Here is a 13,043-nt window from a genome sequence, read left to right as displayed (position 1 = left end):
CAACAGCATCGGTCCCAATCTGTTCGTCACCCTGGACAACTCCACCAGCATGCAGATGGCGGTGGTGCCGGATGCATCCAATACCGAGGTCATCAGGCCAACCCGCCGTGCCAAGTCGGCGGCCTTCAACAGTCTCTACTACAATCCGGCGATCACCTATCCAGTACCCTATGCGGTCAGCTACAGCACTGCCGGGGGCCTGACTCGCACACGGCTGACCACCAGCTTTACCAGTGCCTACGTCAATGGCTATCGACCTAGTCTGGGCAGCGTCAATCTGGCCAGCGACTACCGGGTGAGCTGGAGCTACAACCCCAACCTGGTGACCACTGATCCCAATGTGGCGCGCGGCAATACCTACGGGAACCCGGGATTGCAGAACAATAGTCCAAGTATGCTGGCGGAGAATCCGTCGCAGGATTTCCAAAGCGCGGGTACCTACCAGGGAACCAGTCGGAGTTATGGGCGGCTGACCCTGCTGGACATACTCCTGGGCGCCGGTTTCACCGAAACCATCAATGGCGCTCAGGTTTCCATCAGCGATTCGTCCTTGCTTGGTTGGTTACTGTTTGGGCAGTCGCTGACGGGCGGATGCGCGGCGAGCATTGCCAATACGTCGACTGTTACCTATAGCAATGTCACCTGCACGCGCAATGTGGACTATGGGCTATTCGGAGTGATTTCCTCGGTCAACTACACCGTTACGGCCAACACCAACGTCTCGGCCGCCATCACCGGTGTACAGGCCTATTACTATCTTTACGACACGACGCTTAGTACCTGTCTTCCCGCCACCCTGCAGACCGAAGGCTGCTACCGGCGGGTGCTGGTCGGCGCCTCTTCGGGTCCCAATAACACGGACGAGCGGCAGAACTTCGCCAACTGGTATTCCTTCTATCGTAGCCGAGCGCTGGCTGCGCAGACATCGACCAATCTGGCGCTGGCGGACGCCTCGGAGAATATCCGGCTTGGCTGGCAGGCATTGGGCACCAACGAAAGCTGCATACTGGTCACGAACAGTGCCAGTTGCCGTGGCATCAGCAATGCGAGTTCGACGGCCTATGACAATCGCCTACGGCCCTTCACCGGGGCGCACCGGGCCGCCTTTTTCACTTGGCTGGGCGACGTCTACTACAACCAGAGTACGCCCTTGCTGCAGGCGGTCGCCCGTATCGGCGAGTTACTCAAGACCACAGGCAGTGAAAGTCCCTATGCCTTCCAGCCTGGCAGCAACGAAGCGCCGGTCTATGGCTGTCGGGCCAGCTACAGCTTGGTGGTGACCGACGGCATCTGGAATGCGGCTTTCGCTTCGAGCAACGTGGATGGTAGCGCTGCTACCTTGCCGGATGGCCAGCAGTATTCCCCACAGGCGCCGTTTCAGGACACCACGGCCAATACCCTGGCGGATCTTGCCTTTCTCTATTGGCGTACCGATGCTCAGCCCAATCTCGATAACAAGGTGCCTCCCTACAACACTACCACCGGTGACGAGAGGCAGGGCAATCAGACCCTTTCGCCCTACTGGAATCCGCGCAATGACCCCGCCACCTGGCAGCACCTGACCGGCTTCTATGTCGGTATCGGACTGAGCAGCGCCCTGGTCAATCCGGTCTGGGGCGGGGATACCTTTTCCGGAGGCTATTCCGGGGTGGCGGCGGGTACGACGCCCTGGCCAGTGGCCGGCGCGGACAATTCGGTCAATCAGAACAACGTCTACGATCTTTGGCACGCGGCGATCAATTCCCGGGGTGAGTTTTTCAGTGCCGAAAACGCTAGCGATCTCATCAGCTCCCTCGGCAAGGTGATCACCCGGATCAATCAATCCACCAGTGTCGGCGCGAGTCAGACCCTATCCCCGACCCAGGTGGGAGATACCACCTCGCTCTATACCTATGAGCCCTCCTTTTCCAGTACCGACTGGAGCGGGGATGTCATCAAGTATCAACGCACCGCCACGACCAAGACCCGCATCTGGAGTGCGGCTCAGCAGCTCGATAGCCGGTTTGTCGCGGGCAATACCGCCTTTGCCGCTCGAAAGATCTATATGGCCAAGGGGGGCACGCTGACTGATTTTGCCTGGACCAATCTGAACGTTGATCAACAGATCAGCCTCAATCGAACATCAGGCGGTGCTACCGATACCTATGGCAGTCGCCGTGTGGACTATCTGCGTGGAGATCGCACTCTGGAAGCGCCGAATGCGACACCCTCGTTCCGGCCGCGTAACCATGTTCTCGGGGATATCGTGAATTCCTCGCCGGCGGTGGTAGACATGCCCAGCAGTCCTATCGCCTTGATGAATGCCATGGTCGGTGACAATTCCTATGCCACCTTTCGCACCGCCAACCTTGCTCGTGAGCGCCGTATCTACGTCGGCGCCAACGACGGCATGCTGCATGCCTTCAACGATCAAGGGCAGGAGGTCTATGCCTTCGTTCCCAGCGCGGTCATTGGTAATCTCACCCGGCTTACCGAGCGCAGTTATACCGGTGGCGGACATCAATCCTATGTCGATAACACGCCGGTGATAGGTGAGGCCTACCTTGGCGGTGCCTGGCGTACGGTTTTGATCGGGACGTTGAGGGGGGGAGGGCAGAGCATCTTCGCCCTGGACATCACCAATCCCAATGTCCCGGTACTGCTGTGGGAAAAGTCCGCAGCCGATCCCGATTATAAGGACCTGGGCTTCACCTATGGCCAGCCGGTCATTACGCGTTTGCACACGGGCGGTTGGGGCGTGGTGGTGAGCAACGGCTACAACAGCGCTCAGGACAATGCCGTGTTGTACGTGATGAACCTCGCTGACGGTAGCCTGGTGAAGGCGTTGCCTGCTAGCGACAATCTCGCCACGCCCAACGGGCTGGGTTCACCCTTCGTGGCTGACGTCGATGGCGACTTGATCGCCGACTACGCCTATGCCGGTGATCTGCGCGGAAATCTCTGGCGCTTCGATCTGATAGGCACTTCCTTGACCGCGGCAGCGACCAGGGACAATTTTCGTGTGGCCTTTGGTGGTCGACCGCTGTACACCGCTCGGGCCAGCAGCCTGACACCAGGCACCACCAACCTGGTCCAGCCGATCACCGCCAGTCCGTTGGTGGTTACCCACCCCAGTGGCACAGGGCACCTGGTGCTGTTCGGGACCGGCAAGTACCTCGAAGTCAACGATGCCATCGCCAATACCAGCAAAGCCATGACCCTCTACGGTATCTGGGACCGGCAGACCGATGGTTCGCTAGCGGGCAGTACGCCGCTACTGACCACGGCCAATCTTCAGCAGCAGACCCTGGGTACCGATCAACGCATCAGCTATACCAGCTCCGCCGGCTCCATTGCCAGCAGCACCGCGAACACCGTTTCTACCACGGCGGTGAATTATGACCCTGTTACGGCTGCTAACGGCAAACAGGGCTGGTACCTCAATCTGCCGCTGAACGGCGAGTTGGTGATCAATAAGCCCCAGCTGTTCAGCGGCGCTTTGTTGATGAGCTCTTTGATACCCAGCACCGACGCCTGTACCGCTGGTGTGACCACCTACCTCTATGCCCTGGATCCCTATACCGGCGGTAGTAACAGGGGACTGTTCAACCTTGGACTGGATACGGTCTATGGGCGCTTCCAGATGGATGGTTTGCTGGGAGGGATCGTGCCCTTCGTCTATGGCGATGGCACCTTCAGCATGGAGGGCACCTTGGCCGATTCCGCGATCTATGGCAGCGATACGCCGCCCAGAGACGGAAAAGGCGGTAATTTAAGTCCTAGCCGCCGCCAGACCTGGCGTGCCATCACCAATCAGGACTATCCCGATCCTTAGAAATCGAGAACTCATGAAAAAGCCCGGCACTAGGCCGGGCTTTTTCATGGAGCGGGGCGTCTCAACGCGCGTAGGTTACCAGCACGTCACCCGGGATCTGAAAATCCACCGACATCATCACGGACAGCGCGGTGATGGCGATGATGGAGAACCCAAACAGCTTGCGCGCCCACTGCACGTCGTTCTCGGCCTGATAGCCCATGAAGGCCAGACGTAGCCACCAGGCGCCGATCACGGCGGCCACTGCCAGGTAGACGTAGCCGGCATAGCCAAGCACGGTCAACAGCAGGGTGGCGGCCAGGAAGGCTACGGTGTACCAGACGATGTGACGCTTGGTCACCGAGATGCCCTTGGCCACCGGCAGCACTGGAATCGAGGCCGCGGTGTAGTCCTTGAGACGGAAGATGGCGATGGCGTAGGAGTGCGGCATCTGCCAAAGGCAGAAGATCAGCAGCAGCACCGCAGCGCCACTGTCGAACTGGCCGCTGGCAGCGCAGTAACCGATCACCGGCGGAGCGGCACCGGACAGGCTGCCGACCAGGGTACCGTGGACCGAGGCGCGCTTGAGCCAGAGGCTGTAGAGCCCCACGTATACCACGAACCCCATCACCGCGAAGGCGGTGGCGACCAGGTTGGTCGCCATGTAGAGCAGCCCCACCCCGGCCAGGCCGAGGAGGGTGGCATAGGCCAGCGCCACCTTCGAGGAGATCGTGCCCTGGACCAGGGCACGATTGCGGGTCCTTTCCATCTTCTGATCGATGTCCATATCGATCACGTTGTTGAACACACAGCCAGAAGCAATGACCAACGACACCCCGATAGCCGTCGCCAGCAGCAACAGCGGGTCGATGCTTCCTTTGGAAGCCAGGAAGAACCCGCCGGCAACCGAGATCAGGTTGCCGAAGATGATGCCCGGCTTGGTCACGAGAAGGTACTTCTTGATCATTACGTCGGCCCGGTTCAGTGGATCATCATGTTGTGGTGCATGTGGTACATGATCCACAGGGATCCCACGACCACGATACCGACGATGACCACGGTGAAACCAAAGGAGATCACGTTCCAACGCTGCTCTTCGGACGTGTTCAGGTGCAGGAAGAAGTACAGGTGCACCAGCAGCTGTACCACCGCCATGATCACCACGATCGCCAGGGTCGCGCCCTTGGAGAAGGTGGGGAACATCACCAGGCCGAAGGGAATGACCGTCAGGATGACCGACAGGATGAAGCCGACCATGTAGCTCTTGAAAGTGCCATGGCTTTCGGCGGTATGCCCGTGGGCGTTATGGTCGTGCGCCATTACAGCACCCCCATCAGATAGACGATGGTGAAGACGAAGATCCAGATGATGTCCAGGAAGTGCCAGAACAGGCTCAGGCACGACAGGCGGGTGGCATTGGTGGTGGTCAGGCCCTTGGAAGCGACCTGCAGCATCAACACGATCATCCAGATCAGACCCGAGCTCACGTGCAGGCCGTGGGTGCCGACCAGCGCGAAGAACGACGACAGGAAGGCACTGCGATCCGGACCGTAGCCTTCTTCGATCAGATGGTGGAACTCATAGACTTCCATGCCGATGAAGCCGGCACCGAACAGCCAGGTGACCGCCAGCCAGCCCAGGACGCCACCCTTGCTGCCATGGTGCTGGGCAATCATGGCGAAGCCATAGGTGATACTGGAGAACAGCAGCAGGAAGGTTTCGACCAGGACGAACGACAGTTCGAAGATGTCCTTCTGGGAGGGGCCATCAGCATGGGCCCCGCTCAGTACTGCATAGGTCGCGAACAGCGTCCCGAACAGAATGCAGTCGGTCATCAGGTAGGACCAGAAGCCGAACGTCTTCATCGATCCGGCGTCGTGGTGCCCATGCTCCTCGGCATGGGCGACTTCGTTATGCATAACTTGATTCGCCATTGGTTAGGCCTGCTTCAATTTCGCCAGGGACTGAATGCGCGCGTTTTCGATGCGTGCCACTTCTTCCGCTGGTACGTAGTAGTCGACATCTTCGTCGTAGCTGCGGACGACCGCAGTGACGATGCAGCCCACGAAGCTGGCGATGGCCAGCCACCAGATGTGCCAGATCAGGGCGAAGCCAAGGATCAGGGCGAAGAGGCTGATCACGATGCCGGCGCCGGTATTGCGCGGCATGTGGATCTGCTTGTAGTCCGCATCCTTCTTCTCGGTGATGCCTTTTTCCTTCATGCCCCAGTAGGCATCGATGTCGTGCACTTCCGGCACTTCAGCGAAGTTATAGAAGGGCGGCGGGGAAGAGGTGGACCATTCCAGGGTACGGCCATCCCACGGATCGCCCGTCACGTCCATGTTCTCCGGCAGATTGCGATCGCGGATACTGACGTAGAACATCCACAGCTGGCTCAGGATCCCCAGGGCGATGATGCCGGCGCCGATGGCGGCGGTCACCAGGAAGGGGTGCCAGTCGGGGTTGTCATAGTGGTTCAGGCGACGGGTCATGCCCATGAAGCCCAGCATGTACAGCGGCATGAAGGCGACATAGAAGCCGATCAGCCAGCACCAGAAGGCCTGCTTGTTCAGCTTCTCGTTCAGCTTGAAGCCGAAGACCTTCGGGAACCAGTAGATCATGCCGGCGAAGTAGCCGAACACGGCGCCGCCGATGATCACGTTGTGGAAGTGGGCGATCAGGAACAGGCTGTTGTGCAGCACGAAGTCGGCACCCGGTACCGCCAGCAGAACGCCGGTCATGCCGCCGATGCTGAAGGTCACGATGAAGCCCAGGGTCCAGAGCATCGGCGAGGTGAACTGGATGCGGCCCTGGTACATGGTGAACAGCCAGGTGAAGATCTTCACACCCGTCGGGATCGCAATGATCATGGTCGCGATGCCGAAGAAGGCGTTGACGTTACCGCCCGAGCCCATGGTGAAGAAGTGGTGCAGCCAGACGATGAAGGACAGCACGGTAATGGCTACCGTTGCCCAGACCATCGACACATAGCCGAACAGACGCTTCTTGCTGAAGGTGGAGGTCACTTCCGAGAACACGCCGAAGGCCGGCAGGATCAGGATGTATACCTCGGGATGGCCCCAGGCCCAGATCAGGTTGGTGTACATCATCTGGTTGCCGCCGGCTTCCGCGGTGAAGAAGTGGAAGCCCAGGTAACGGTCCAGGGTCAGCAGTGCCAGGGTAACGGTCAGGATCGGGAAGGCTGCCATGATCAGGATGGCAGTACACCAGGAGGTCCAGGTGAAGATCGGCATGCGCATCAGGGTCATGCCCTTGGTACGCATCTTCAGCACGGTCACGAAGAAGTTGACGCCGGTCAGGGTCGTGCCGATACCGGACAGCTGGAGCGCCCAGATGTAGTAGTCCATCCCTACGCCTGGACTGTACTTGATGCCTGACAGCGGCGGATAGGCCACCCAGCCGGTCGCAGCGAATTCGCCCACGAACAGCGACATCATGATCAGCACGGCGCCGGCTACGAACAGCCAGAAGCTCAGTGAGTTCAGGAAGGGGAAGGCCACGTCGCGAGCACCGATCTGCAGCGGTGTCACCACGTTCATCAAGCCGGCCACGAAGGGCATCGCCACGAAGAAGATCATGATCACGCCGTGGGCAGTGAAGATCTGGTCGTAGTGATGAGGTGGCAGGTAGCCCTCGGCCCCGCCAGAGGCGATGGCCTGCTGGCTACGCATGAGGATGGCGTCGGAGAAGCCGCGCAGCAGCATGATCAGGGCGACGATGAAGTACATCACGCCGATCTTCTTGTGGTCGACGGTGGTCAGCCACTCTTTCCAGAGGTAGCCCCACTTGCCGAAGTAACTGATCGCTCCCACCAGTCCCAGGCCGCCCAGGGCGACCGCGAGGAAGGTTACGAGAATGATCGGCTCGTGATACGGAATATCCGCGAGAGTTAATTTACCGAACATGACTTATTCCTCGGTACCGTGTTGACCGCCGTGCTGGCTCATGTCCATCACGTGATCGGTCTGCTTGCTGAAGTCGGACTTCATGAACTTCTTGATGACCGTTCTGAACAGATCCGGCTCGACCGTCGAATAGTAGACGACCGGCTGCTTCTCGCTGGGCTTGGCCAGCTCGGTGTAGCTCGCCTGATCCAGGGTCTTGCCACCCGACTGCTTGACCTTGTTTACCCAGGCGTCGAAATCACCGGCGGTGGGTACCGCGTGCACGGCAAAGATCATGTCGGAGAAGCCAGCACCACTGTAGTTGGCAGAGCGGCCTTCGAACTCGCCGGGATGATCGGCGATCAGGTGCAGCTGGCTCTGCATGCCGGACATGGCGTAGATCATGCCGCCCAGGGCCGGGATGGACAGGGTGTTCATGACCGACTCGGAGGTGATCTTGAACTGCACCGGGCGATTGACCGGGATGGCGATTTCATTCACCGAAGCGATGCCCTGCTCCGGGTAGATGAACAGCCATTTCCAGTCCATCGAGACCGCTTCGATCACCAGCGGCTGCTCGGGATGGTCGAGGGGCTTGAAGGGATCCAGTTCGTGGGAGGTCTTCCAGGACAGGATGCTCAGGAACACCACGATCGCCAGGGGGACCAGCCAGACCACGGCTTCGATCTTGTAGGAGTGAGCCCAGTTCGGGGTGTACTTGGCGTCCTTGTTGGTCGCGCGGTACTTCCAGGCAAACAGGAAGGTCATCACGATGACCGGGATCACCACGATCAGCATGAGGCCGAACGCTGTGTAGATGAGGTTGCGTTCTTGCACGCCGATGGAGCCTTTCGGATCCAGCAGCACGGCGTCGCACCCGCTGAGCAGCAGCGCGGCGGCACCGGCCAGAAGCCAACCGGTTGGTTTTAGATACTTCGTTAGTTTCATCTCACGACCTCAGTAGAGCGGCTCATCGTGGTTATTCTCTCAACGTGCCTGTCGCCAGCCTCATGCTCCGCAACGGACAGGCATCCGTGCGGCAGGCTGATGGATTGCAGAAATTGCGGGATTTCGCAGCGCGGTATGGTGCCACAGAGGGGCTGGATATTCGACCCTTTGGTCAGCCGCCGTTCAGGTCTTGCCGGCCGTCAAGAAAGCCGAAATCAGGCGGTGTAAGGCACTGTCATGCGCTGGGTAAGAGTAGCTGAGCAGCAGGGAGTCGCCAGTTTGATCGGGCTTGTGCCGTTGGCCAGCAGGCAAGGTTCAGGTTGGGGAAGGGCGCAAAAAAGCGCGACCCAAGGCGGCTAAGGCCTTGAAGGCTTTGAAAAGACAGGGCGAGGAAGAAGCAGAAGGATGGTGCCGGAGATAGGAGTCGAACCTACGACCTTCGCATTACGAATGCGCCGCTCTACCAACTGAGCTACACCGGCACGAAGCTTTCAATGATAAGTCTTTGGTTATCTGCTATGCAAGCCTGGTCATTGAGTGTGCATGAAGGCCTGTGGCGATGTGTCGCACTGCTGCCAGCTCCGGATTTCGCAATTCGCCAATGCCTCTCGGCCTTACGCAATTGTTGAGAGGAGAGGTCAGCGGTCAGGAGCGAAGTCCATTCGGGAAACCTTTGCCGGAGTCCTCATACCTAATCCTTGCCGCAGCTTCGGCCCCCTGATCCTTCCAATTGATAGCTGCCCATGCGGAGAGCCCCAATGACCGATTACTCCCTCACCCGTCGTAATGTCCTTGTCGGCTCCGCCGTAGGGCTTGCCGCTGCCGCTTCGGGCGCTGCCGTTGCCCAGGAAGGCACCAGCGCGCCTCGCCCCGCTAGGCCGCTGCAGGACCCGCGCACCAAGTACACCCGTGAGCCCTTCAAGGAACAGCGCCAGGAGTGGCCGGCGCTGACCAGCAAGATGGAGCCGCGTCCCGACCATGGTGAGACCAGCTATCACGGCTCCGGTCGCCTGGCCGGGCGCAAGGCGCTCATCACCGGCGGCGACAGCGGTATCGGTCGCGCCGTGGCCATCGCCTTCGCCCGCGAGGGAGCGGATGTGGCCATCAACTATCACCCTTCCGAAGAATCCGACGCCCAGGAAGTGGTCAAGCTGATCCAAGACGCCGGTCGCAAGGCCATCACCCTACCGGCCGATATCCGTACCCAGGAGGCCTGCGAAGAAGTCGTCAACAAGGCCATCCAGCAACTCGGCGGGCTGGATCTCCTGGTGAACAACGCGGCCTATCAGCAGAGCAAGGCGGACATCCTCGAGATCACCGACGAGCAATTCGACCGGACCTTCAAGACCAACGTCTATCACGTCTTCCGCTTCAGCAAGGCTGCCATCCCGCACCTACCGCCGGGCGCCAGCATCATCAATACCGTCTCGGTGAATTCCTACGATCCCGGTGAAGAGCTGATCGACTATGCCTCGACCAAGGCCGCAATCCTCAATCTCACCAAGGGCATGGCTAAGCAATTGGCCAAGAAGGGCATTCGCGTAAATGCTGTAGCACCAGGCCCGGTGTGGACGCCGCTACAGGTGGCGGGTGGGCAATTGGAGGGGCAAATGAAGGAATTTGGGCAGGACACGCCGTTGGGGCGGGCAGGGCAGCCAGCGGAGTTGGCATCGCTGTATGTAGCGCTGGCAGAGGAGGATGCGAGTTTTAGTACGGGGACAGTGGGGGGGGCGTTTGGGGGGAAGGGGATGCCATGACTGGCCTCCTCCCTACAACCCAAATAATATTCTAGTTGGGTTGTAGGGAGGAAGTACTGAATCTAAGTTAGACAGTTATCGGCAGTTTGCAGGGCGATATTTAGCAGCCAATGTTCCGTTGGCGTTACAAGTCCAGTTAACAGCTGTTCCTGCAGCTGCTGTACTCAAGTCAACTGCGGTAGAGCCGTCAGCTGCTACAGGGGAAATCAGAAGGGTGTTAGCCCCAGTTGGCACCACTGCTGCTTTGTAAGTAATTGTGATGATGCCAGTGGCTGCGCTGGTGACCGATGCAACGTTGCGGTTTCCTGCCAAGGCTGTTGCGTCTTGCGGTGTTGCGCCAATCACATTGCATGTCGCTGCGTTGGTACAGCTCATATCAGTCGGCCCGCGGCTTTGGAAGGTCTCGGTGATAGCAGTTCTTAACGGCGAAGCAAGAGACAAGCCTTCCGACACGCGTGCCCTAATTGTGTAATCTTGGTAAGCCGGAATAGCAACTGCCGCCAAAATACCAATAATCGCTACCACGATCATCAGTTCGATCAAGGTAAAGCCTTTTTGAGCTTTCATTCTAACTCTCCGAAGTTGGATCAGGCCAACGTGCCTGTTTGAGGTATAGCACAGACCGTGCCAAAGAAAAGTGGCTACTGCAGCACGCTTTCTGTGCGATAGGCGTCAACAAAAGGGCAGGGGATGACAAAAAATGTCAGCTGTCTGGCGCCATTTTGCGGGCACCTTTGGGGGTGCTATAACGCCTGCTGTAGCCATGGGTGGGAATGACGATGAACGAGACGGTGATGTTGTCAGGGCTGGCACGGCAGCTGGTGGATGCCCAGTTGCTGGCGGAAGCCGCGGCCCAGCAGGCGGTGGTCAAGGCCAAGCAGGCCAAGGTGCCGTTGGTGACCTATCTCGTTCAACAGCGGCTGGTGCAGAGCCGACCTTTGGCTGAGCTAGCGGCTCAGGAATTCGGCGTTCCCTTTCTCGATCTGTCGGCCATCGACAAGGAGCAGTTGCCCAAGGACATCGTCAACGAGAAGCTGATGCAGCAGCATCACTTCCTGCCGTTGAGCAAAAGAGGTAATAAGCTCTTCATTGCACTCTCTGACCCGACCAATCAGCAAGCCATCAACGATGTGTCCTTTGGCAGCAAATTGGCGGTCGAGGTGGTGCTGGTCGAGGACGACAAGCTGCACCAAGCCATCGAGCGGTATCTGGATACGGGAACCGGCGGCTTGGAGTTGTCCGATCTTGACCTTGATCTGGAAACCGAAGGAGGAGAGCGACCGCAGGAGGCGGTAGCTGGTACTGACGCTGACGACGCACCCGTGGTGAAGTTCGTCAACAAGATGCTGCTTGATGCTATCAAGAAGGGCTCGTCCGACCTGCATTTCGAGCCCTATGAAAAAATGTACCGAGTACGCTTCCGTACTGATGGTGTCCTGCACGAGGCGGCGCGGCCGCCGGTGCAGTTGGTATCGCGAATCTCGGCGCGGCTCAAGGTGATGTCCAATATGGATATTTCGGAGCGCCGTAAGCCCCAGGATGGTCGGGTCAAGCTCAAGGTCTCCAAGACCAAGTCCATCGATTTCCGGGTCAACACCCTGCCCACCCTCTGGGGCGAGAAGATCGTGATGCGGATTTTGGATTCCTCCAGCGCCCAGATGGGGATCGATGCACTGGGCTATGAGGATGTGCAGAAGGAACTCTACCTGCAGGCGCTCAAGCAGCCACAGGGGATGATTCTGGTGACCGGGCCGACTGGTTCGGGTAAGACGGTGTCTCTTTATACCGGCCTCAATATCCTCAATACCGAAGACATCAATATTTCCACCGCAGAGGATCCGGTGGAAATCAACCTGGAAGGCATCAACCAGGTCAACGTCAATCCGCGGCAGGGACTCGACTTCTCCCAGGCGCTGCGCGCCTTCCTGCGTCAGGATCCCGACGTGATCATGGTCGGTGAGATTCGAGACCTGGAAACGGCGGAGATTGCCATCAAGGCAGCCCAGACCGGCCACATGGTGATGTCGACCCTGCACACCAACAGCGCGGCGGAAACCCTGACGCGTCTACGGAATATGGGGGTGCCCGCCTTCAACCTGGCGACCTCGGTCAACCTCATCATCGCCCAGCGCCTGGCGCGCAAACTGTGCAACAAGTGCAAGAGAGTCCATGAGGTGCCCCGTGAGGCATTGTTGGCCGAAGGCTTTCGCGAGGAAGAGATCGGTAGTTTTACCCTTTATCAGCCTATCGGCTGCGAAGACTGCAATGCGGGGTATCGCGGGCGAGTGGGGATCTACGAGGTAGTGAAGGTCACGCCAGCGCTGCAGCAGATGATCATGGAGGAGGGCAACTCCATCGAGATCGCGGCGCGGATGCGCAAAGAGGGCTTCAATGATCTACGGCGGTCGGGGCTGGTGAAGGCGATGCAGGGGATTACCAGTCTGGAAGAGATTAATCGGGTGACCAAGGACTAGGGGCTTTCCCTCACCCTAGCCCTCTCCCGGAGGGAGAGGGGACTTGATCGGCGCATCGGTTGATGGCCGCGCATAAGGCTTCGGCATCATAGAGCGCCTAATACGCTGGCATTTGGCGCGATGCTTGCCTTTAAAGCCGCAACCGGCTCTCTTTAGAGCATTCTTT

9 protein-coding genes and 1 tRNA gene are annotated in these 13,043 nt (G+C 59.0%); 3 read left to right on the top strand and 7 right to left on the bottom strand.

The window, feature by feature from the left end; translation table 11 throughout:
- Positions 1–49: 49 nt before the first annotated feature.
- Positions 50–3,814 carry a pilus assembly protein gene (locus ACWPW1_RS18495; protein WP_454253637.1) on the top strand — a complete coding sequence of 1,255 codons (3,765 nt, stop codon included), beginning with the start codon at positions 50–52 and terminating at the stop codon, positions 3,812–3,814.
- 61 nt (positions 3,815–3,875) lie between these two features.
- On the opposite strand, the gene cyoE is transcribed toward ACWPW1_RS18495, so the two are convergent.
- From cyoE to ACWPW1_RS18465, 6 genes are all read right to left on the bottom strand, one after another.
- Positions 3,876–4,760, bottom strand: a complete 885-nt coding sequence (gene cyoE, locus ACWPW1_RS18490; RefSeq protein WP_059316081.1) for a heme o synthase — start codon at positions 4,758–4,760, stop codon at positions 3,876–3,878.
- A gap of 14 nt (positions 4,761–4,774) precedes the next feature.
- Positions 4,775–5,113, bottom strand: coding sequence for a cytochrome o ubiquinol oxidase subunit IV (gene cyoD / locus ACWPW1_RS18485; protein ID WP_059316080.1), 339 nt, complete (start codon positions 5,111–5,113; stop codon positions 4,775–4,777).
- Positions 5,113–5,727, bottom strand: coding sequence for a cytochrome o ubiquinol oxidase subunit III (locus ACWPW1_RS18480; RefSeq protein ID WP_059316079.1), 615 nt, complete (start codon positions 5,725–5,727; stop codon positions 5,113–5,115). The genes cyoD and ACWPW1_RS18480 overlap by 1 nt, the downstream gene beginning before the upstream one ends.
- A 3-nt stretch (positions 5,728–5,730) precedes the next feature.
- Complete coding sequence (cyoB, locus tag ACWPW1_RS18475; RefSeq protein WP_271652936.1) at positions 5,731–7,719, bottom strand: cytochrome o ubiquinol oxidase subunit I; 1,989 nt, start codon at positions 7,717–7,719, stop codon at positions 5,731–5,733.
- 3 nt (positions 7,720–7,722) lie between these two features.
- Positions 7,723–8,646, bottom strand: coding sequence for a ubiquinol oxidase subunit II (gene cyoA / locus ACWPW1_RS18470; RefSeq protein ID WP_059316077.1), 924 nt, complete (start codon positions 8,644–8,646; stop codon positions 7,723–7,725).
- Between the two features lie 406 nt (positions 8,647–9,052).
- Positions 9,053–9,128 (bottom strand) — tRNA-Thr (locus tag ACWPW1_RS18465).
- A gap of 276 nt (positions 9,129–9,404) precedes the next feature.
- On the opposite strand from ACWPW1_RS18465, the gene ACWPW1_RS18460 reads away from it, so the two are divergent.
- Positions 9,405–10,403 (top strand): SDR family oxidoreductase, encoded by a 999-nt coding sequence (locus ACWPW1_RS18460; protein WP_454253636.1) that lies wholly within the window; start codon positions 9,405–9,407, stop codon positions 10,401–10,403.
- Positions 10,404–10,478: 75 nt separating this feature from the next.
- On the opposite strand, the gene ACWPW1_RS18455 is transcribed toward ACWPW1_RS18460, so the two are convergent.
- Positions 10,479–10,970, bottom strand: a complete 492-nt coding sequence (locus tag ACWPW1_RS18455) for a pilin (RefSeq protein WP_454253635.1) — start codon at positions 10,968–10,970, stop codon at positions 10,479–10,481.
- Positions 10,971–11,182: 212 nt separating this feature from the next.
- Between ACWPW1_RS18455 and pilB the strand changes: the two genes are divergently transcribed.
- Positions 11,183–12,877, top strand: coding sequence for a type IV-A pilus assembly ATPase PilB (gene pilB, locus ACWPW1_RS18450; protein ID WP_454253634.1), 1,695 nt, complete (start codon positions 11,183–11,185; stop codon positions 12,875–12,877).
- The last annotated feature ends 166 nt before the right edge of the window (positions 12,878–13,043 follow it).

This window comes from Pseudomonas sp. Marseille-Q7302 (genome assembly GCF_965111925.1).
Note: the sequence above shows the minus strand (reverse complement) of the source record. Positions and strands in the feature narration are given on the sequence as shown.